This window comes from Janthinobacterium sp. GW823-FHT01H08 (assembly GCF_058797855.1).
On sequence record NZ_CM179504.1, the window covers coordinates 5,799,731 to 5,820,815 of the forward strand.

Here is a 21,085-nt window from a genome sequence, read left to right on the forward strand (position 1 = left end):
GAATTCACGGGTGCTATCATACCTTGTTAGCGGCGCCCATTCCCACGCGCCATGCCAGTGGCATGGGGCCGTGATCCGGCCTGCCGCGCCCCCGTTCCTCACCTATTTTGACGCCATGACAACAGCAGACAAGCAAGCCCCCGCCGGGGAACTGACCCATTTCGACGCCACGGGCCAAGCCCATATGGTTGACGTGGGCAGCAAGGAAGACACGCGCCGCAGCGCCGTGGCCGCCGGCACCATCCGCATGCAGCCGGCCACCCTGGCCTTGATCATTTCCGGCAACGCCAAGAAAGGCGACGTGCTGGGCATCGCCCGCATCGCCGCCATCATGGGCGCCAAGCGCACCAGCGACCTGATTCCCCTGTGCCACCCGCTGGCCCTCACGCGCGTCACCGTCGATTTCGACGTGGATGAAGCGGCCAACAGCGTGCATTGCCGCGCCCAGGTCGACACCACGGGCAAGACGGGCGTGGAAATGGAAGCGCTCACTTCCGTGCAGATCGGCTTGTTGACAATCTACGACATGTGCAAGGCCGTCGACCGGGGCATGGTCATGACGAATGTGCGCGTGCTGGAGAAGCATGGCGGCAAGTCGGGCGATTGGCACGCGGAAGTGTAACTATGCCGCCTGGCGCGCCAGCCGGCCCCGGATGCGGCGCAAGTCGCACAGCAGCCAGACGGCGCAGCCCAGGCACAACGCGATGATGGCCATGGACAGGGGCAAGTGGAATTGTTCCAGTCCTGCCAGCGCAAAGCCGGCATGGATCAGGCATGTCCCCACACCCAGCGCGGCGCAGACACAAGCATACAGGGGCGCTCGCGGGGTGGCCAGCAGCACGTGCCGGTAACCGGCCAGCACCACGGCAATCGCCGCCAGGTTAAACACGAGAAACCCCTGCACGCCGCCCGGCACATGAAACATCTCCCACTCTTTCCAGTAGGCAGCGTCGATTTGATGCAGGATCAGGAACAACATGGTCCAGAAGTAGCTGCGTGGCATAAGATTTACATTCGTCAATATTGACGCAATTGTAAAGCCTGCACAGCGCACCGGCACATGCCCATGGTATTTTTCGATGCGAAAGTGAATTTCATTGATAGGAATGCTTTTTCATCAAGAAATCATGCATACTGCGAGTCGACCATATACAGATGAGCATCGCATGACAAGCAACACGCCCGCCGCGGAAAGCAAGCTCCAGGACTTCGAATTCGAGGCCATGAATCTGCAAGTGGGGGGACGCATCCAGTTCATCACGCACCGCACCATCAAACCGATTCAGCATTTCTCGACCGTGATCGGCTATGTGAAAGACGAGTACCTGATCGTCAAGATTCCCATGGAAAACGGCGCCTCCATCGTGCTCAACGAAGGCGACAAGCTGACCATCCGCGTGTTTTCCGGCGTCACCGTCTGTTCGTTTGCGTGCAGCGTGCTGCGCCTCTTCGGCCGTCCGCTCAACTATGTGCACCTGAGCTTTCCCGACGCCATCCAGGGCACCAGCCTGCGCACGGCCATGCGCGTCAAGGTGGAGATTCCCGCGCAGCTGAGCTACCGCGACGTGGCGGCCGTGCCCGTGTTCATCGTCAACCTCAGCGTGTCGGGCGCGCTGATCGAGGCACCCAGCATGCTCACGCCCGATGAAGAAGGCGTCGCACTGAGCTTTACCCTGCTGGTGCAGCCGAACAAGCATCAGATGCGCGTCAACACGCGCGCCCGCATCCAGAACGTCAGCGTGGGCAAGCCGTCCAATGGCCACGCCGCCGGAGTGGCCGAAATCTATACGTATGGCGTGCAATTCATCGACCTGGAACCGACCCACTACACCCTGCTGCAAAACCTCACCTATGAAGCGCTGATCGCGGACCGGCAAAAAATCGTCTGACACGGGCGCGGCAGGTGTCGCTTACTGCGTCGCCACCACCTTGGGAATATTCGTGCGGGTAATCGCTTCCTTGGCTGCCGCATTCGTCACGGTGGTGCTGTTAAACCAGCTCAGGCTGCTGGTGCCGAGCTGCAACTCCATGTTCACCTTCTGACCGCCCAAGCCGCTGCCCAGGTCGCCCGCCAGGGTCAGCTCGATATTGCCCTTGTCGACCTTGGCGCCTGCCACTTCGCGCGTCGGGCTGAACACGGGGATGGCGCTGGGCACGGCCTCGGTGGGGGTGCTGCAGGCGGCCGCCTCGCCGCCATTTTCCTGCACGCACAGGGCCACGGCCGTCTTCAGGGGCGCGGCAGCGGCCAGCACGTTGCTGACCTTGGCCCGCATCGTATAGTCGCCGTACTGGGGAATGGCCACGGCCGCCAGGATGCTGGCGATGGCCACAACGATCATCAGTTCTATCAGGGTAAATCCGCTTTGCGCGCGCATCGCATCCTCCCGGAGTGCAGTTGGTCACGCCGTGCATGGTGCAAGCGCCATGCCAGCGGCGCCCCGGGGCGGCGTTGGCAGGCATGGAAAGAAAAGCGACGCATTTGGGCGGATTCGGACCAGCGCCGTCGCCCCAGGGCGGGAATCGGCCTGTCTTGCGGACAAAAAAAAGGAGCCGAAGCTCCTTTTTTATACTGCATGAATCAGGCTGAAATTACAGCATGGCTTTCAGCAGACGCGCCATTTCCGACGGGTTTTTGGTCACGGTGATGCCGCAAGCTTCCATGATTTCCAGCTTGGCTTGCGCCGTATCGGCACCGCCCGAGATCAGCGCGCCGGCGTGGCCCATGCGCTTGCCTGGAGGAGCCGTTACGCCAGCGATGAAGCCGACGACAGGTTTTTTCATGTTGTCTTTGATCCAATAAGCCGCGTTGGCTTCGTCCGGACCGCCGATTTCGCCGATCATGATGACCGCGTCGGTATCTGGATCATCATTGAACATCTTCATGATGTCGATGTGCTTCAGACCGTTGATCGGGTCGCCGCCGATGCCGACTGCCGACGATTGGCCCAGGCCCAGTGCGGTCAGCTGACCCACTGCTTCATAGGTCAGGGTGCCCGAACGGGAAACGACGCCGATACGGCCCTTCTTGTGGATGTGACCTGGCATGATGCCGATCTTGATTTCGTCTGGCGTGATCAGGCCTGGGCAGTTAGGGCCCAGCAGCAAGGTTTTGCTGTTGGCTTTAGCCATGCGGTCTTTCAGGGCCATCATGTCGCGGACAGGAATGCCTTCGGTGATGCAAATGGCCAGATCCATTTCAGCTTCGACAGCTTCCCAGATCGCCGCTGCCGCGCCTGCTGGCGGCACGTAGATCACGGAAACGTTGGCGCCGGTTTCTTTTTTCGCTTCGGTAACGTTAGCGAAAATAGGAATGCCTTCGAAATCTTCGCCGGCTTTCTTCGGGTTCACGCCTGCCACGAAGGCAGCTTTGCCGTTCGCGTAGTCGCGGCATCCGCGGGTGTGGAACTGGCCGGTCTTGCCGGTGATCCCTTGGGTAACGACTTTGGTATCTTTATTGATCAGAATGGACATGTTGATTCCTTAATTAAGCTTGACCGGCAGCAGCGGCAACGACGCTCTTGGCTGCATCTTCCATGGTGTCGGCTGCGATGATAGGCAGACCGGAATCGGCCAGCATCTTTTTGCCCAGGTCTTCGTTGGTGCCCTTCATGCGCACGACCAGCGGTACGTTCAGCGAGACAGCTTTCACTGCGGCGATGACGCCTTCAGCGATCACGTCGCAACGCATGATGCCGCCGAAAATGTTCACCAGGATGGCTTTCAGGCCTGGGTTTTTCAGCATGATCTTGAACGCTTCGGTCACTTTTTCTGCCGTGGCGCCGCCGCCGACGTCCAGGAAGTTGGCTGGCTCGCCGCCGAACAGTTTAATCGTGTCCATGGTGGCCATGGCCAGGCCGGCGCCGTTCACCAGGCAACCGATGTTGCCGTCGAGCGAAATGTAAGCCAGGTCGAATTTCGACGCTTCGATTTCCGCTGGATCTTCTTCGTCCAGGTCGCGCAGGGCGACGATTTCCGGATGACGGAACAGGGCGTTCGGGTCAAAGTTGAACTTGGCGTCCAGGGCGATGACCTTGCCGCTGCCGGTAACGATCAGCGGGTTGATCTCGGCCAGCGAGCAGTCGGTTTCCCAGTAGGCTTTGTACAGGCCTTGCAGGTTGGCGCGCGCGTCGGCGATGGAACCGGCAGGCACGCCGATTTTGGCGGCGATGTCGTCTGCCTGGGCATCGGTCAGGCCAACGCCCGGATCGATGGTGACGTGGTGGATCTTCTCAGGGTGGCTCTCGGCCACTTCTTCGATGTCCATGCCGCCTTCGGACGATGCCATCAGGACGATTTTCTGGGTAACGCGGTCGGTGACCAGCGAAACGTACAGTTCTTGCTTGATGTCGGCGCCTTCTTCCACCAGCAGGCGGTTGACTTTCTGGCCTTCGGCGCTGGTCTGGTGCGTGATCAGCTGCATGCCCATGATCTGGTCAGCGTATTCCTTGACCTGTTCCATCGATTTTGCCACTTTCACGCCGCCGCCCTTGCCGCGGCCACCTGCGTGGATCTGCGCCTTGACAACCCATACCGGGCCGCCCAGGGTTTCCGCAGCCTTGACGGCTTCTTCGACGGACATGCACGGAATACCGCGTGGTACCGTCACTCCGTGCTGCCGGAGGATTTCTTTGGCTTGATACTCATGGATTTTCATGCTGGCTTCCCTTCTGATACTGATGTGTAAAAATACGGTTAGTGGTGCAAAAAAACAGGAAATACAGCGCCGGGGTCACGCTTTGGCTACCCAGCGCGGGTAATACTGTGCAACCGCCCCGCCATCGGTGCGCAGGGCGTGGCATTTGTCGAGTTGAAACGGCTTTTCATGCGATAAGTCAGCATTCGCACCGTCACGGGTCGACCAGACATCGCCGGCAAATGCCTGAACCGTCGCAGTCGGCAAGACTTGCGCCAGTTCGGTCAAATGGGTACAGCCGGCGATTCCCGCCAGGCGCTGTTTCAAGTCGCGGCGGAAATTCTTCAATAAATTCAATCCGATCAGCGCCCTGTAAGCGGGGCCGATGGTATCGCAAAAACCGGGATAGGGCACGGCATCGGAGGCAGCTTCGGCCTCGACAATGGTCAGTGCGCGATCGACGGTAATGCGTAAATGGAGGTCATGCAGAGGGGCGCCGGCGGGACGGGGGCCGGAGGCCAGGGTCGCGTCATAGCTTTTGATATCGGTGATATGGGCGTCAATATCCCACAGGCCGTCGTCGCGCATATACGCTTGGACGTCGATAACGCGGGAGTGCCGTAGGGCGCGCCGGGATACGGGAGTTGACAGGGGCATAAGACCGATGCCGCTTGCGCGGCCATAATTAGTAAGCAGCCATGTGCCTAAAGCACTCTGTTCGCAGCTTCTACGAACAGCAACCGCACCTGCGGCGCCGCAAAAACCCTAAAAGTGTAGCACACAGGGCGCTAGTTGCGCCGCAACATAATTTTTTATTGCTTGTGCCGCCCGCCGCAAATCATTAACGAAAATCGCAAAATCAATGACGATCATTCGCAATTCAAATAACTTGGCAGCAGGCTTGCCGGCACCGGCAGGCTGGCCGGCACCGTACCTCAGTCAGTCACACCCAGTGCGCGTAAAACAGGCAAGATGCGCGCGGAAAAATACTGTGCCTGCGCCAACAATTCGGCCAGGTTTTCCTCTTCCGTCAACAAGGGCTGCCCATCCTTCGTCATCAGCTGCTTCAGGCGCAGCAGCACGGGCCACGTCGTGCGCACCCAGTCTTGCGGCGTTGGACAACCTTGCAGTTTCGCCCACAGGAAGAGCTGTTGTAAATGCGATACAACCACGCCGCCGCCCGTCAGGGGGCTGGCGAGGATGTGCAAATCGGTTCTTGCCAGCGCCTGCTCCAGCAAGTGTGCATTCAGGCGTGCCGTCTGCGGCCGCGCAGCGGCGATGCCGGCCTCGTCCTGGACGGCAGACACGCTGCCCTTGCTGGCCAGTACCAGCATGATCTGCAGCAAGGCCGCCAGACTGGCTTCGCTGCCAGCCAGTTGCTGCTCCAGTTCGCCTATCGTGTACACGCGATGGTCAGCCATGGCGTCCAGCACGGGCGCATAGACGCGCTCGTCCATATCGGCGTCGCCCAGCACGCCATGCACGCTCAACACCACTTCGTCGCGGGGCACGGCCAGCATCACGCGCACGGCCCGCAAGGCACTGGCCTGGGCGAACGGCGTCAGCCTGCGTGCGCCCTTGACCCAGTAATCCCTGCGGAATTGCTCGTTGACGAGGAAGGAGCGCGTCGTCTCGCGAAAAATAGGATCGGGTATCTCGGCCAGGAACTGCTGGTGCTCAGCCGTCAGGTTCAGCATGTCAACCAGAGCGGTATAGTTGGCGGACGCGGCGAACTCGAGCTTGGCCTCGCCCAGCATGGCCGCGACGCTGGAAAAGGCCATAGGCTGCCAATCGGCATTGAAATACTCATGGGCAAGATAATGTCCATCCATCGCCTTGAGTTTTTCGAAGCGGTCCGCCAGTTGCGGGTTGGCGTCCAGGTAGCGCGGTTGCGTGGCGATCATCCTGTCGACGAAATCGATGGCGCCAGCGACTCTGGCCAGCACGCCCTGGCCCGGGGCGCTCATGACGCGGCTATGTTCGGCCAGCAAGTCGCGCATCGGCATCATTGCGGCCCAGCCTGGCTGCGTGTTGTAGCTGATGAAGACGACACCGCCCACCTTCAGCTTGCGCCGCAGGAAGTCGACGATGAGCGCGCGATTTTCCGCCGAAACCCAGCTCCAGATCCCGTGCAGGCAGATAAAGTCAAAATCGGGCAAGTCGTCGCGGCAACAAAACTGCGCGAACGATTCATCCGTGAACTGCGCGCCAGCGTCGGCCACGTTGGCCAGCTCCTGCGCAAAGGCGGCCTGGGACGGATTGAAATCATTGCCATGCCAGCGCGTGGCGGACGCCGCCGCATGGATGTTGGCGCTGATGCCCTGGCCAAAGCCCAGCTCGCAAGCCGTGCCGCTGGCCGGCAAGGCCAGGCCGGCGGCCAGCAAGGGCAGGCGCAGGCGCAGAGGGTTCAATTCTTCGTAATAGCCATAGGTATAGGCGATTTCGGCCACATAGCCGGCATTCCAGTTGCTCATCTTGCATCCTGTCACGATCAGTGGTGCTGCGCGCATCGCACAGCGTTCGAGCGCCAGCATACCCGATCGCGCAGCGTGACCATACTGGAATCAGACGATGTTTGAAAGCGCAGTTCTTGGCGTCACGGCGTGGCGGCCGGGCAGCCCTGGATGAGCTATTCCTCGTCGGGATCCAGCCCCTTCAAGGCCACCTGCACGGCGCGCTGCGAAAAACCGCGCTGCATCAAAAAACGCATCTGCTTGTTGCGCTGCTCGGCATCCTGCGCCACCTGACCAAACTTGCGGCGCCACACCTCGCAGGCGCGCGCCACTTCCCCTTCGGCCAGGCCCGCCTTGAGTTCCTGCAACGCTTCGCCCCCGATGCCATGGCTTTGCAGTTCCGCCATGATGCGGCTGTTGCCGAAACGGGCCGAGCGGCGGTGGATCAGCGACTCGGAAAAGCGCTCCTGCGACAGCCAGTTGGCTTGTTCCAGGCTGTCGAGCAAGGCTTCCACGTCGTCGCCTTCCTGCGCATGGCGCTGCAGCTTGCGCCGCAATTCCATGCGGCTGTGTTCGCGCATCGACAGAAAGCGTAGCGCCCTGCCCTTCAGGCTTAGTTGTACTGCGGCCATACACCCACCTTGTCTTTCATTCCACAATCACATCACCCAAACACAATCGCCGCCCGGCGCAACAGCGCGGGACGGCGATCATGGTCACACCTTGCAACAAGCCATGCGTAGGTCGGATTAGGCCCCTTGGGCCGTAATCCGACAACATTGTTGACGTCTGATCCGACAACATTGTTGATGTCTGTGGTGTTGTCGGATTACGCGCGGCTTTGCCGCGCTAATCCGACCTACTCTGCCTTGGTTTCCGCAGCCTTGGCAGCCTTGTCGGCGGCCTTATCCGCTTTTTCCGGCTTTTCAGCGGCCAGCGGCGGCAGTTCGCGCACGCCCAGCGAAGCGCGGACCTTGTTTTCGATTTCGCGGGCCAGCGCCGGACGCTCTTGCAGGAAGGCACGGGCGTTGTCCTTGCCCTGGCCGATGCGTTCGCCGTTGTAGCTGTACCACGAACCGGATTTTTCCACGATCTTGGCATCCGAACCCAGGTCCAGGATTTCGCCTTCGCGCGAGGTGCCGGCGCCGTACAGAATGTCGAAGTGCGCTTCCTTGAACGGCGGCGCGATCTTGTTCTTGACGACCTTGACCTTGGTTTCGTTGCCGATCACTTCATCGCCGGACTTGATCGAGCCGGTGCGGCGGATGTCCAGGCGCACGGAGGCGTAGAATTTCAGCGCATTGCCGCCCGTGGTCGTTTCCGGGCTGCCGAACATCACGCCGATCTTCATGCGGATCTGGTTGATGAAGATAACCAGGGTATTCGTGCGGTTGATGGAGCCGGTCAGCTTGCGCAGCGCTTGCGACATCAGGCGCGCTTGCAAACCTGGCAGGGAATCGCCCATGTCGCCTTCGATCTCGGCGCGTGGCGTCAGTGCGGCCACGGAGTCGATGACGACGAGGTCGACGCTGCCCGAACGCACGAGGGCGTCGCAGATTTCCAGTGCCTGCTCGCCCGTGTCAGGTTGCGAGATCAGCAATTCATGCAGGTTCACGCCCAGCTTTTGCGCGTAACCGACGTCGAGCGCGTGCTCGGCATCGATAAAGGCGCAAGTGCCGCCCAGTTTTTGCATTTCGGCGATGGTTTGCAGGGTCAGCGTGGTTTTACCCGACGATTCCGGACCGTAGATTTCCACCACGCGGCCGCGCGGCAAGCCGCCCACGCCCAGCGCGATATCGAGGCCGAGCGAACCGGTCGACACGACTTGCACTTCTTCGATCGGTGCGCTGGCATCCATGCGCATGACCGAACCTTTGCCAAACTGCTTCTCGATCTGCGCCAGTGCGGCGGCGAGCGCCTTGGCTTTTTCCGATGCGGGTACTACAGCTTTTTTATCGTCCATATGTTCTTTCAGCCGTTCTACAGTTGCGGATTCACGTGACGCATCTACGTGAACCGTGCAGCCTGCGATAGCGCCAGTGGGTTAAATTCTTTACACAGACAGTACTGTATAAAAAAACAGTGATCAATGCAAGCGGAACGTGGATTTGTTTTGAAACAGATCAATACAAGCCTGGTTTTTCACAAAAACTCGCCACCTTGCGGGAAATGAAACACAATACAAGCTTCTATGCCGCAAGCCGAGGAAGTCTCACCATGCGTATTTTACTTGCCGAAGATGACAGCGTACTGGCCGATGGCCTGACCCGTTCGCTGCGCCAGTCGGGCTATGCCATCGACTGTGTCAAAAATGGGCAGGAAGCCGATACGGCCCTGTCCACCCAGGAATTCGACTTGCTGATCCTCGACCTGGGCCTGCCGAAGATGTCCGGCCTGGAAGTGCTGCGCCGCCTGCGCGCGCGCGCCTCGCTGCTGCCCGTGCTGATCCTGACGGCCGCCGATTCCATCGAACAACGCGTGAATGGCCTCGACCTCGGTGCCGATGATTATATGGCCAAGCCGTTCGCCCTGTCGGAACTGGAGGCAAGAGTGCGCGCCCTGACGCGCCGCGGCGCCGGCGGCGGCGCCACCATCATCAAGCACGGTCCCCTCAGCTACGACCAGGTGGGGCGCAGCGCCTACATCAACGACCAGATGCTCGACCTGTCGGCGCGCGAACTGGGCTTGCTGGAAATCCTGCTGGGCCGCACCGGCCGCCTCGTCTCGAAAGAGCAGCTGGTCGACCACCTGTGCGAATGGGGCGAGGAAGTGTCGAACAACGCCATCGAAGTGTATGTGCACCGCCTGCGCAAGAAGATCGAGGTGGGCGGCGTGCGCATCGCCACCGTGCGCGGCCTCGGCTATTGCCTGGAAAAATACTCGGAAGCGGCGCGCCTGAACGCCGAAGCGGGCGAGTCGGCAGCCCCGGCCAGCGGGTCCGCCAGCAAGTGAAGGCGCGCGAGGCGCCAGCGGACGAGCCGGACGACGACGACTGGTTCGAGCCGCCCACGACGGAGCAGGACGACACCATCGAGCATTCGTTGTTCGGCGAAATCCTCGACTGGATGCTGGCGCCCTTGCTGCTGCTGTGGCCGATGAGCATCGCCATCACCTATCTGGTGGCCAAGGGCATCGCCAATCAGCCGTTCGACCATGCGCTGGAAGACAGCGTCACCGTGCTGACGCAACAGGTCAAGCAGGCCGACGGCGCGCTGCTGCGCCGTGTGCCGGACAAGAACAGCAATAACAAGGGCCGCGACTTCCTGCGCGGCGACGACGTCGACACCCTGTATTACCTGGTGGTGGGTCCGCGCGGCGAATACCTCGACGGCGACCGCGACTTGCCGCCGCCGCAGGACCCCGACAAATACCGCAGCGGCATGGTGCTGTTTCGCAACGACACCATCCACGGCACGCCCGTGCGCGTGGCGTTCAGCTATCTCGATATTCCCGCCGGCAACGACGATGAACCGCACCGCGCGCTGGTGCAAGTGGCCGAGACGCTGGAAAAGCGCGCCCAGCTGGCCAATGAAATCATCAAGGGCGTGATTTTGCCGCAGTTCATCATCCTGCCCGTGATCCTGGCCCTGGTCTGGTTCGCCCTGGCGCGCGGGCTGTCGCCGCTGGCGCAATTGCAGGAGCGCATACGCGCCCGGCCGCCCGACGATTTATCTCCCATCGAATCGGGCCAGGTGCCCGAGGAAATCACGCCGCTGGTTGGTTCGCTCAACGAGATGCTGGCGCGCCTGTCGCTGTCGATCGACATGCAGAAACGCTTCATCGCCGATGCGGCGCACCAGATGAAGACGCCGCTGGCCGGCATGCGCATGCAATCGGAGCTGGCACTGCGCCAGACCGACCACGACGAGATTCACCGCTCGCTGCTGCAGCTGGCGAAAAGTTCGGAAGCGGCCACGCGCCTGGTCAACCAGCTGCTGGCCCTGGCACGCGCGGAAAACCAGCCGCAGGCGGGCACGGCGTTCGAGCCGATCGAACTGAGCGAACTGGCGCGCGGCGTGGTGCAGGACTGGGTGCAAGCCTCGTTTGCCCAGCATATCGACCTGGGCTTCGAACAGCCCGCCTATTCGATCATGATTTCCGGCAATGCCATGATGCTGCGCGAGCTGCTGAGCAATCTGATCGACAATGCCCTGCGCTACACGCCAGCTGGCGGCAGCGTCACGGTGCGCGTGCGCAGCACCCTGGAACTGGCCATCCTGGAAGTGGAAGATACGGGGCCCGGCATTGCGCCGGCAGAGCGGGCTCACGTGTTCGAACGTTTTTACCGCATTCTTGGCAGCAATGTCGACGGCAGCGGCCTGGGGCTGGCCATCGTGCGCGAGATTGCGCAGCAGCATGGTGCCGAAGTCGATATTTTTAACAATCCGCGCGCCACTTCGCCGAAGTTGCCAGGCACCCTGCTGCGCCTGAGCATCGCCCTGCTGTTGCCGGAAGCGCCAAAAGAGGACGACATCACGTATGGATAAGCCCAGCCTTCCCGCGGCGCCGCTGCAGCCCGCGCGCGCGCCCGGCCCCGAACTGCAGGCGCGCCGCGATGTGCACTGGCGCAAGACGCGGCGCCTGACGGCCATCCTTCTGCTGATCTGGCTGCTGACGGGCTTTCTGACCGTGTTCTATGCGCGCGAGCTATTGCACCTGAACCTGTTCGGCTGGCCCTTGCCCTTCTATATGGCGGCCCAGGGCGCCTCGCTCGTCTACCTGGCCATCATCGCCTTGTATGCCTGGCGCATGCGGCGCCTGGACCGGGCTTTCCATGCCGAGGAGCAAGCATGAGCTGCCAGCGCAGCTTCTTTGCGCGCCTGTGCCGTTACTACCTGCTGTTTACCGCCGGTTTCGCCGCTTTCCTGCTGGCCCTGTCGGTGCTGGAACAGGAAGGCATGCCGCGCGCGTGGATCGGCTACCTGTTCATGCTCGTCACCATCACCCTGTACGCCACCATCGGCGTCATCAGCCGCACCTCGAACGTCACCGAATACTATGTGGCGGGGCGCCGGGTGCCGGCCATGTTCAACGGCATGGCCACGGCCGCCGACTGGATTTCGGCGGCCAGCTTCATCAGCCTGGCGGGCGGCCTGTACCTGAACGGCTTCGACGGCCTGGCCTTCATCATGGGCTGGACGGGCGGCTATTGCCTGGTGGCGCTATTGATCGCCCCCTACCTGCGCAAGTTCAGCCAATACACGATTCCCGACTTCCTCGCAGCACGCTACGGCAGCGGCACCGACAAACGGGGCGCCAGCGTGCGCGTGGTGGCCGTGGCCGCCACCATCATCGTGTCGTTCACGTATGTCGTGGCGCAGATCTACGCCGTCGGCCTGATCGCCTCGCGCTTCACGGGTGTGGATTTTTCCGTCGGCATCTTCCTGGGGCTAGCCAGCATCCTCGTCTGCTCCTTTCTGGGCGGCATGCGCGCCATTACCTGGACGCAGGTGGCGCAGTACATCATCATCCTCGTCGCCTTTCTGATTCCCGCCATGTGGCTGTCGGTCAAGCATGCGGACAATCCCGTGCCGCAGATCGCCTACGGCAAGGTGCTGCCGCAACTGAGCGCGCGCGAACACATGCTGGAAACGGACCCGAAAGAAAACGAAGTGCGCGCCATCTTCCGCCAGCGCGCGCAAAGCTACCAGGCGCGCATCGACGGCTTGCCCGGCTCCTGGGAGCAAGGCCGCCTGGCGGCCCAGCGCCAGCTCGACAGTTTGCGCCAGCGTAATACCTCGCTGTTCGACATCCGCAACGCGGAGCGCTACCTGATCGCCTATCCGAAGAGCCCCGACGAGGCACGCGTGCTGTGGCAGGCGATGCAGGCGCAAAACCAGAAACGCGCCGAGCCGATCATTCCGCACGCGCAACCGTTTCCCGCCGCCGACCGCGAGCAATCCGATATCAAGCGCAACAATTTCCTGGCCCTCGTGTTTTGCATGATGCTGGGCACGGCCGCCCTGCCCCACATCCTCATGCGATCGTACACCACGCCGTCCGTGCACGAAACGCGCGTGTCCGTGTTCTGGACCCTGTTCTTCATCCTGTTGATCTATCTCACGATTCCCGCGCTGGCCGTGCTGGTCAAGTACGACATTTACTCGGCCCTGGTCGGCACGCAATACGCGAACCTGCCCACCTGGGTATCGTACTGGGCCAACGTGGACAAGCTCAGTCCCCTGATCAGCATCGTCGACGTCAACCGCGACGGCATCGTGCAACTGGCGGAAATTTCCATCGACGCCGACGTGCTGGTGCTGGCCACGCCCGAGATCGCCGGCCTGCCCTACGTGATTTCCGGCCTGGTGGCGGCCGGCGGCCTGGCCGCCGCCCTGTCGACGGCCGACGGTTTGCTGCTGGCCATCTCCAACGCCCTGTCGCACGACGTCTATTACAAGGTGGTCGATCCCAGCGCCTCGACGCAAAAGCGCGTGACGATTTCCAAACTGCTGCTGCTGGCCGTGGCCTTCATCGCCGCCTATGCGGCCTCGCAAAAGCCGGCCGACATTTTGTCGCTGGTGGGCGTGGCCTTCTCCCTGGCCGCCTCGACCCTGTTCCCGCCGCTGGTGCTCGGTGTCTTCTGGCAACGCGCCAATTACCAGGGCGCGCTGGCCGGCATGCTGACGGGTTTTGGCATCTGCCTGTACTACATGCTGCATACGAGCACCATGCTGGGAGGCAATGCCAGCGGACAATGGTTCCATATCGCACCGATTTCCGCCGGCATCTTCGGCGTGCCGGCCGGCCTGGCCGCCGCCATCCTCGTCAGCTGGCTGACGCCGGCGCCGGGACGGCGCAGCAGGGGACTGGTCGAGCATATCCGGGCACCGGAATGAATAGGCAGGCAGGCCCGCCAGATCAATTCCCCTTGCGGCTTAGGGAAAAGACAGCGTCCCGCTAAAAAAGGAGTAGGCTGGAGGGCCGCTTTACTTACGAGGAGATCCCATGCCGTCTGGAAAAATTCTTGTTGCCCAGGGAGGCGGCCCCACCGCCGTCATCAACCAGTCGCTGGTGGGCGTGGTGCTTGAATCGCGGCGTTTCCAGCACGTCACGCGCGTGTACGGCGCCCTGCATGGCGTGCGCGGCATCATCAATGAAGAGTTCGTCGATCTGACGCAGGAAACCAGCCACAACCTGGAACTGGTGGCGGCCACGCCGTCCTCGGCGCTCGGTTCCACGCGCGACAAGCCCGATATTGCCTACTGCCAGCAAATCTTCGAAGTGCTGCGCGCGCACGAAATCGAGCACTTCTTTTACATCGGCGGCAACGACTCGTCCGACACGGTGCGCATCGTCAGCGAGGAAGCGCACAAGGCAGGCTATCCGCTGCGCTGCATCCACATCCCGAAAACCATCGACAACGACCTGGTGGGCAGCGACCACACGCCCGGCTTTCCCTCGGCCGCGCGCTTCGTCGCGCAAGCGTTCGCCGGCGCCAACCTCGACAACGCGGCCTTGCCCGGCGTGTACGTGGGCGTGGTGATGGGCCGCCATGCGGGCTTTCTGACGGCCGCCTCGGCGCTGGGCAAGAAGTTCCCCGACGATGGCCCGCACCTGATCTACCTGCCCGAGCGCGTCTTCGTGCTGGAGCAATTCCTTGCCGACGTGAAGGCCACCTATGAAAAGTATGGCCGTTGCGTGATCGCCGTGTCGGAAGGCATCCACGACGCCTCGGGCGAGCCGATCGCCAGCCTGCTGGCCAGGCAGGTGGGCAATGAAGTAGAGCGCGATGCGCACGGCAATGTGCAATTGTCAGGCACGGGCGCGCTGGCCGACCTGCTGTGCGACGAAATCAAGGCCAAGCTCGGCATCAAGCGCGTGCGCGGCGATACCTTCGGCTATCTGCAGCGTTCGTTCATCGGCTGCGTTTCCGACGTCGACCAGCGCGAAGCCCGCGAAGTGGGCGAGAAGGCCGTGCAGTTCGCCATGTGGGGCGACCGCGACGGCTCCGTCGCCATCAAGCGCACGGGCTTTTATTCCGTCGACTACGAACTGCTGCCGCTGACCGAGGTGGCGGGCAAGACGCGCACCATGGAAGACGAGTTCATCAGCGCCAGCGGCACGGACGTGACGGACGCCTTCCGCCTGTATCTGCGCCCGCTGCTGGGCTCGGGCATGCCCGATGCGTTCCGCCTCAGGGCGGCCAAGGTGGCGAAGGTCTTGAAACCTTAGCTGGACTCCGCCAGCAATAGCGGCCGCAGCTTGACGGCCGCCTCTTTGAGCTGCGGCACGTGCTGCATCAGCTGCTCCACGGACTTTCTCGCCACGGGCGCGTGGCAGGCGACGGCCGCCACGATGCGCCCGTCCGCGGCGCAGATGGGCACGGCCACGGCCACCATGCCGTGCACGAATTCCTCGTCGTCGATGCCGATGCCCAGCCGGGCGATGCGCACGATCTCGCGTTCCAGCAATGCTGGGTCGGTGATGCTCTTCGGCGTGCGCGCCTGCAGGTTTAGCATGGCCAGCAAGGCGCGCCGCTCCAGCAAACTCATGTGCGCCAAGAACAGCTTGCCGCTGGCCGTGCAATGCATGGGCGCGCGCGTGCCCAGCACCAGGTGCAGGCGCAGCGGTTCCTGCGTTTCCACGCGGTCCACGTAGACGACGGCATTGCCCTCGGGAATGGCCAAATTGCAGGTCTCGCCCGTGACGGCCACCAGGCTGCCCAGGATGCTGCGGCTCACGCGGATCAGGGCATTGTTGCGCAAGGTCGCCAGCGCCAGGTTGGTCGATGCGGCACCCGGTACATAGCCGCGCCCCACGGGCGTGCGCAGCACATAACCGTGCTGTTCCAGGGTATCGAGCAGACGCATCATGCTGGCCTTGGGCACCTGCATGCGCGCCGCCAGCTGCGACAAGGTCAGGGGCTGGCTGGCGCTGGCCAGGTGCTCGATCAGGCGCAGCACGCGCAAGCCGCGCGCCTCGTCGCCATGGCTGGCCGCCGCGCCGGCCCCAACCGCTCCACCCGCCGGGCTGTCTTCTTCGGCCTCGGCCTGCCGTTTTTGAAACGCATCATGCATGTTCTGTTTCACCTCTCGCGTATGCGGCGGTTTCCGCTTGTCCCGGTGCTGCACGTCTTTTATAAATGGAACCAGACGTTCCAAAAATAATCAATAAAGACCAGTGTATCGCAAAAAACGCCCGCCGAGGCAAGCTGATACCGCAACGCAGGAGACAAGCACCATGTTGCAAACACACTACGATTACATCGTCGTCGGCGCCGGTTCCGCCGGCTGCGTGCTGGCCAACCGCCTGTCGCACGACAGCAACAACCGGGTATTGCTGCTGGAAGCTGGCGGCAAGGACAACAATCCCTGGATACACGTGCCGGTCGGCTATTTCAAGACCATGCACGACCCGAAGCTGGACTGGTGCTACCGTACGGAAGCGGACGCCGGCATCGCCGGGCGCCAGTTGCAATGGCCGCGCGGCAAGGTGCTGGGCGGCTCCAGCTCGCTCAACGGCTTGCTGTATGTGCGCGGACAGAAAGAGGATTACGACCGCTGGGCCGAACTGGGCAACGCAGGCTGGAGCTATGCCGAGGTGCTGCCCTATTTTAAAAAATCGGAAGACCAGGAACGCGGCGCCAGCGATTACCACGGCGTGGGCGGCCCGTTAAAAGTGTCGGACCTGCGGCTGCGCCGTCCCATCGCCGAGCACTTCATTGCCGGCGCCACGGAAAGCGGCATCCCCTTCAATGCCGACTACAACGGCGCCACGCAGGAAGGCGTCGGCTACTTCCAGCAGACGGCCAGCAAGGGCTTGCGCTGGAGCACAGCCAAAGCCTTTTTGCGGCCCGCCCGCAAGCGCGCCAATCTGCGCGTGGAAGTGCGCGCGCAAATCACGCGCGTGCTGTTCGAGGGCAAGCGCGCCGTCGGCATCGAGTTCCGGCAGGATGGCCAGCTGCGCCAGGCGCGCGCCAGCGGCGAAGTGATTTTATGCGCGGGCGCCATCGGCTCGCCGCAAATCCTGCAATGCTCGGGCGTCGGGCCACGCACGCTGCTCGAGCAAGTGGGCGTGCCGCTCGTGCACGACTTGCCCGGCGTGGGACAGAACCTGCAAGACCATCTGCAAATCCGCCTCGTCTTCAAGACGCGCCTGAAAACCCTGAACGATGAAGTCAACAGCCTGTGGGGCAAGCTGTGGGTGGGCATGCAATATGTGTTTTCCCGCTCCGGCCCCCTCACTCTGGCAGCCAGCCAGGTGACGGTATTTACCCGATCCTCGCCCGAAGTGGAGCGGCCCGACATTCAGTTCCACATGCAGCCGCTGAGCGCCGACAAGCCGGGCGAAGGCGCCCATCCGTTTTCCGCGTTTACGTCGTCCGTGTGCCAGCTGCGTCCGCACAGCCGCGGCCACGTGTCGATCAAGTCCGCCGATCCCCTCGCCTATCCGGGCATCTACCCGAACTACCTGTCCGACCCGCGCGACCAGCGGACGGCGATTGCCGCCCTGCGCGTGGCCCGAAAAATCGCCTCCGCGCCGTCGCTGGCGCCGCACATCATTTCAGAGTTCGTGCCCGGCCCGCAGTTCGAGACGGATGCGCAGCTGCTGGACGCGGCACGGCGTTTCAGCCAGTCGATCTATCACCCGAGCGGCACCTGCAAGATGGGCCACGACGCCATGGCCGTCGTCGACGAGCGCCTGCGCGTGCACGGCATGCAGAACCTGCGCGTGGTCGACGCGTCGATCATGCCGGAAATCGTCTCGGGCAATACGAATGCGCCCACCATCATGATCGCCGAAAAAGCGGCCGACATGATCCTGGCGGACGCCGTGCGGCTGCCGCAGGCGGCCTGACCCACCCATTCCATTCCCGGCAAGGAGGATGTCAGCGGCGGGCAGGCGGCCCCGCCTCCAATGACCCGGCGACAAGCCAGGCATCAAACACATAATCGATATCGATTGGAGACTAGATATGGACAACAATCCCAGCAATCCGAAAAAAGCCCAAGAGCTGCGGAAAGTCGTGATGGCCAGCGTGATCGGCGCCACCATCGAATGGTACGACTTCTTTTTATACGGCGTCGTGGCCGGCATCGTATTCAGCAAACTGTATTTCCCGGGCGGCGATCCGCTCGTCTCGACCATGCTGGCCTACGGCACCTTCGCCGTGGGCTTTCTGTCGCGTCCCATCGGCGGCGTGATCTTCGGCCACTTCGGCGACAAGATCGGCCGCAAGAGCATGCTGGTCATGACCCTGATGATCATGGGCATCTCCACTTTCCTGATCGGCGTGCTGCCCACCTATGACTACATCGGCTACTGGGCGCCGGGCCTGCTGCTGTTCCTGCGCGTGCTGCAAGGCATCGGCCTCGGCGGCGAATGGGGCGGCGCCGTGCTGATGGCGTACGAATATGCGCCCCCAAAAGAGCGCGGCTTCTACGCCAGCCTGCCGCAGATCGGCCTGGCCATCGGCCTGTGCCTCGCCTCCGGCGTGGTGGCCATCCTGTCGTACAGCTTGAGCGACGCGCAATTCCTGTCCTGGGGCTGGCGCGTCGCCTTCATCCTGTCGGCCGCCCTCGTCTTCATCGGCATGTGGATACGCCTGAACGTGATGGAAACGCCCGAGTTCCAGGCCGTCAAGGAAAAGAACGCGGAGACGCAGATTCCATTTTTCGACCTGCTGAAGCGCTATCCGGGCAATGTATTAAAAGGCATGGGCGCGCGCTATATCGACGGCGTGTTCTTCAATATCTTCGGCGTGTTTTCCATCACCTATCTGACCAACACCATCAAGATAGACCGCACGGAAGCGCTGATGGGCGTGATGGCGTCGGCCGTCGTGATGTGCTTCTGCATCCCCTTCTTCGGCCGCCTGTCGGACCGCATCGGCCGCAGCAAGGTGTTTTTCTGGGGCTCCCTGATCACGGGCGTGTCGGCCATCCCCGCCTTCTGGATCATGCTGCACCACGCCGGCAATCCGCTGCTGCTGTGGTGTTCCGTGATCATCCCGCTGGGCGTGCTGTATTCGGCCGTGTACGGCCCGGAGGCGGCCCTCTTCTGCGACCTGTTCGACGCCAGGGTGCGCTACACGGGCATCTCCTTCGTGTACCAGTTCTCCGGCATCTTCGCCAGCGGCCTGACGCCCATCATCGCCACCTACCTGCTCAAGACGGGCAATGGCGAGCCGTGGCACATCGTCGGCTACATCCTGTTCGCCTCCCTCGTCTCGGCCGTCAGCGTGGCCATGATCGGCAGGGGCGGCTCGCAGCCGGATGGCCGCATGAAGCCGGCGCACGCAAGGTAAGCTGGCAACAGGCGTAAAAAAGCAGGCTCTCGAAGAGGCCTGCTTTTCTGCATTGCCGTCTCAAAATAATCATGCACGCCACCACATTTACTGCAAGTCAATTCCCCATAACATATATTCACTCAAAAAACTTTCTTATTTTCACAGAAAGGATTTTTTATAAAAATAAGTCCATTTGACATTCATCAAACCACCAGCACCAGCAGGACCTACCATAACCTTCCGAATTTAATAACGCATGCCCCGGCAAAAAATAGACATTTCAGGCTCCCTGCCAATTAAAAATAATCATACGTAATTTTCTGGCGCAGAAAATAATTTAATAAGGAGAGATAATGAAAAAATGTCTATTGAAAATCAATAGCAGTGGCAGCGATGTTGTGGCCCTGCAATTGGCTCTGGCAGAACGGGGGTTCAATCCCGGTGCGCAAGATGGCATGTTCGGGCAAGCAACGGCCGCCGCCGTGGTCGCCTTCCAGGAAAGCGAAGGCTTGCTCATTGATGGCGAAGCTGGCCCCCGTACCTTGTCATTGCTTGACCTGTGCGACAACGATGACTTGCCTGACGTCAGGACACAAGTTTCGGTGCAAGTGGTGAGCCAGATGTTTCCCGATACGCGCATCGATAACATCAAGCGCTATCTGCCGCCTGTACTCGATGCATTGGGCAATCATGGCCTGGGAGACAAAATCATGGTATTGGCCGCGTTAGCCACAATCCGGGCAGAAACAGAGGCATTCCTGCCTGTCGATGAAGGCATTTCCAGATACAACACCTCTCCCTCTTCCAGACGGCCCTACGATTTGTATGACTATAAAAAGAGTCTGGGTAATCAGGGGCCTCCCGACGGGGACCGCTTTCATGGCCGTGGCTTCATCCAACTAACAGGTCGCGACAATTATGCGCGCTATGGAACGCGTTTGACACCATCACAAGATTTATTGAATGCCCCCGAGCGTGCGAATATGCCTGAATGTGCGGCCAATATTCTGGCGCTTTTTCTCTCGGATAAAAAAATAGAAATAAAACAAGCATTATTGCAACACAATTTTATTTTAGCCAGAAAGCAGGTTAATAACGGCAGCAATGGCCTGGAACGCTTTACGTCCGCATATTTAGTCGGAGAAAAACTTATCAATAACGGATTCCAATAACGAACAAGCGCTGGTATGCAATTTCACGAAAGGACGGGATCATGAACACAAGCATAGAAAAACTCATTTTTCTTGCGCGTAAAGAAAAAGGAGTGCGCGAAGGCCCCATCAATAACACCGGACAGCGGATCGAAGAGTTTCAGTCAGCGACTTGGATGATGCCGGGTGCCTGGCCTTGGTGTGCAGCCTTTACAGCCTGGCTCATGCGCGAATGGCTGCACGAAGAAAGCGTGCGTGACGCGTTGGGCATCGATTCCGTCAACGCTGCCGAAAAGTGGCGCTGCCGCGACGCCAGTGCATTTGGCTGGGAAAAGTGGGCGGCACAGAAAAACATCGAGCTATTACCAGAAACAGAAGCCGCCAGGGCCGGCGACTTCGTTGTCTACGACTTTTCGCATATTGGCTTGGTCATCAAGGATCAACCTTCTCAAGCTGGTGCGATCACGACAATTGAAGGCAATACCAACGGCAAAGGTGAGCGCGACAGCAATAGCGGGGATGGCGTATGGGAAAAAACACGCGCGCGGTCGCTGACAAAATCGTACATCCGCCTGTTTGCGTAACGCGAGCAGCTGCATAAAAAAAAGCAGGCACA

The 21,085-nt window shown here is 61.2% G+C and carries 20 protein-coding genes; 11 read left to right on the top strand and 9 right to left on the bottom strand.

What is annotated here, in order from left to right; all coding sequences use genetic code 11:
* The first annotated feature begins 115 nt into the window (after nt 1–115).
* Nucleotides 116–622, top strand: coding sequence for a cyclic pyranopterin monophosphate synthase MoaC (gene moaC, locus AC3RCG_RS26030; RefSeq protein ID WP_070220374.1), 507 nt, complete (start codon nt 116–118; stop codon nt 620–622).
* On the opposite strand, the gene AC3RCG_RS26035 is transcribed toward moaC, so the two are convergent.
* A complete protein-coding gene (locus AC3RCG_RS26035) occupies nt 623–1,003 on the bottom strand; it encodes a DUF6713 family protein (RefSeq protein WP_230501851.1) in 381 nt (126 codons plus the stop codon).
* 163 nt (nt 1,004–1,166) lie between these two features.
* Between AC3RCG_RS26035 and AC3RCG_RS26040 the strand changes: the two genes are divergently transcribed.
* Entirely contained in the window at nt 1,167–1,889 is a 723-nt protein-coding gene (locus AC3RCG_RS26040) for a flagellar brake protein (protein ID WP_070290910.1), read from the top strand.
* Nucleotides 1,890–1,910: 21 nt separating this feature from the next.
* Here AC3RCG_RS26040 and AC3RCG_RS26045 read toward each other — a convergent pair whose 3' ends face one another.
* From AC3RCG_RS26045 to recA, 7 genes are all read right to left on the bottom strand, one after another.
* On the bottom strand, nt 1,911–2,375 hold the full coding sequence (locus AC3RCG_RS26045; protein ID WP_070220381.1) for a pilin: 465 nt from the start codon (nt 2,373–2,375) through the stop codon (nt 1,911–1,913).
* Between the two features lie 214 nt (nt 2,376–2,589).
* Nucleotides 2,590–3,471: a succinate--CoA ligase subunit alpha gene (gene sucD, locus AC3RCG_RS26050; RefSeq protein ID WP_034746085.1), complete on the bottom strand. Its 882-nt coding sequence runs from the start codon at nt 3,469–3,471 to the stop codon at nt 2,590–2,592.
* A gap of 13 nt (nt 3,472–3,484) precedes the next feature.
* Nucleotides 3,485–4,654 carry an ADP-forming succinate--CoA ligase subunit beta gene (gene sucC / locus AC3RCG_RS26055; protein WP_070220383.1) on the bottom strand — a complete coding sequence of 390 codons (1,170 nt, stop codon included), beginning with the start codon at nt 4,652–4,654 and terminating at the stop codon, nt 3,485–3,487.
* Nucleotides 4,655–4,729: 75 nt separating this feature from the next.
* Entirely contained in the window at nt 4,730–5,290 is a 561-nt protein-coding gene (locus AC3RCG_RS26060; RefSeq protein ID WP_070220385.1) for a DUF2889 domain-containing protein, read from the bottom strand.
* Nucleotides 5,291–5,568: 278 nt separating this feature from the next.
* Nucleotides 5,569–7,107, bottom strand: a complete 1,539-nt coding sequence (locus AC3RCG_RS26065) for a methyltransferase regulatory domain-containing protein (RefSeq protein ID WP_409027739.1) — start codon at nt 7,105–7,107, stop codon at nt 5,569–5,571.
* Between the two features lie 155 nt (nt 7,108–7,262).
* The gene (gene recX / locus AC3RCG_RS26070) at nt 7,263–7,718 is read right to left on the bottom strand and encodes a recombination regulator RecX (RefSeq protein ID WP_034788658.1); all 456 of its coding nucleotides are present in this window, start codon (nt 7,716–7,718) and stop codon (nt 7,263–7,265) included.
* A gap of 227 nt (nt 7,719–7,945) precedes the next feature.
* Nucleotides 7,946–9,049: a recombinase RecA gene (gene recA / locus AC3RCG_RS26075; RefSeq protein WP_070220389.1), complete on the bottom strand. Its 1,104-nt coding sequence runs from the start codon at nt 9,047–9,049 to the stop codon at nt 7,946–7,948.
* A gap of 254 nt (nt 9,050–9,303) precedes the next feature.
* Between recA and AC3RCG_RS26080 the strand changes: the two genes are divergently transcribed.
* The 5 genes from AC3RCG_RS26080 to AC3RCG_RS26100 all read left to right on the top strand — a co-directional run bounded on the left by AC3RCG_RS26080 (nt 9,304) and on the right by AC3RCG_RS26100 (nt 15,261).
* Nucleotides 9,304–10,038, top strand: a complete 735-nt coding sequence (locus AC3RCG_RS26080) for a response regulator (protein WP_070220391.1) — start codon at nt 9,304–9,306, stop codon at nt 10,036–10,038.
* Complete coding sequence (locus tag AC3RCG_RS26085) at nt 10,035–11,573, top strand: sensor histidine kinase (RefSeq protein WP_257217983.1); 1,539 nt, start codon at nt 10,035–10,037, stop codon at nt 11,571–11,573. Before AC3RCG_RS26080 ends, AC3RCG_RS26085 begins: the two co-directional genes overlap by 4 nt.
* On the top strand, nt 11,566–11,880 hold the full coding sequence (locus AC3RCG_RS26090) for a DUF4212 domain-containing protein (protein ID WP_099409075.1): 315 nt from the start codon (nt 11,566–11,568) through the stop codon (nt 11,878–11,880). Before AC3RCG_RS26085 ends, AC3RCG_RS26090 begins: the two co-directional genes overlap by 8 nt.
* Nucleotides 11,877–13,925: a sodium:solute symporter family protein gene (locus AC3RCG_RS26095; RefSeq protein ID WP_492402224.1), complete on the top strand. Its 2,049-nt coding sequence runs from the start codon at nt 11,877–11,879 to the stop codon at nt 13,923–13,925. The genes AC3RCG_RS26090 and AC3RCG_RS26095 overlap by 4 nt, the downstream gene beginning before the upstream one ends.
* A gap of 109 nt (nt 13,926–14,034) precedes the next feature.
* Complete coding sequence (locus AC3RCG_RS26100) at nt 14,035–15,261, top strand: 6-phosphofructokinase (RefSeq protein ID WP_070290904.1); 1,227 nt, start codon at nt 14,035–14,037, stop codon at nt 15,259–15,261.
* Here the strand turns inward: AC3RCG_RS26100 and AC3RCG_RS26105 are convergent.
* Complete coding sequence (locus AC3RCG_RS26105) at nt 15,258–16,106, bottom strand: IclR family transcriptional regulator (RefSeq protein ID WP_492402223.1); 849 nt, start codon at nt 16,104–16,106, stop codon at nt 15,258–15,260. The genes AC3RCG_RS26100 and AC3RCG_RS26105 overlap by 4 nt on opposite strands.
* 163 nt (nt 16,107–16,269) lie before the next feature.
* On the opposite strand from AC3RCG_RS26105, the gene AC3RCG_RS26110 reads away from it, so the two are divergent.
* The 4 genes from AC3RCG_RS26110 to AC3RCG_RS26125 all read left to right on the top strand — a co-directional run bounded on the left by AC3RCG_RS26110 (nt 16,270) and on the right by AC3RCG_RS26125 (nt 21,053).
* The gene (locus AC3RCG_RS26110) at nt 16,270–17,886 is read left to right on the top strand and encodes a GMC family oxidoreductase (protein WP_492402222.1); all 1,617 of its coding nucleotides are present in this window, start codon (nt 16,270–16,272) and stop codon (nt 17,884–17,886) included.
* Nucleotides 17,887–18,004: 118 nt separating this feature from the next.
* Entirely contained in the window at nt 18,005–19,336 is a 1,332-nt protein-coding gene (locus AC3RCG_RS26115) for an MFS transporter (RefSeq protein ID WP_121670558.1), read from the top strand.
* A gap of 335 nt (nt 19,337–19,671) precedes the next feature.
* On the top strand, nt 19,672–20,490 hold the full coding sequence (locus AC3RCG_RS26120; RefSeq protein WP_070290901.1) for a peptidoglycan-binding protein: 819 nt from the start codon (nt 19,672–19,674) through the stop codon (nt 20,488–20,490).
* Between the two features lie 41 nt (nt 20,491–20,531).
* Nucleotides 20,532–21,053 carry a CHAP domain-containing protein gene (locus AC3RCG_RS26125; protein ID WP_492402221.1) on the top strand — a complete coding sequence of 174 codons (522 nt, stop codon included), beginning with the start codon at nt 20,532–20,534 and terminating at the stop codon, nt 21,051–21,053.
* Nucleotides 21,054–21,085 lie beyond the last annotated feature (32 nt).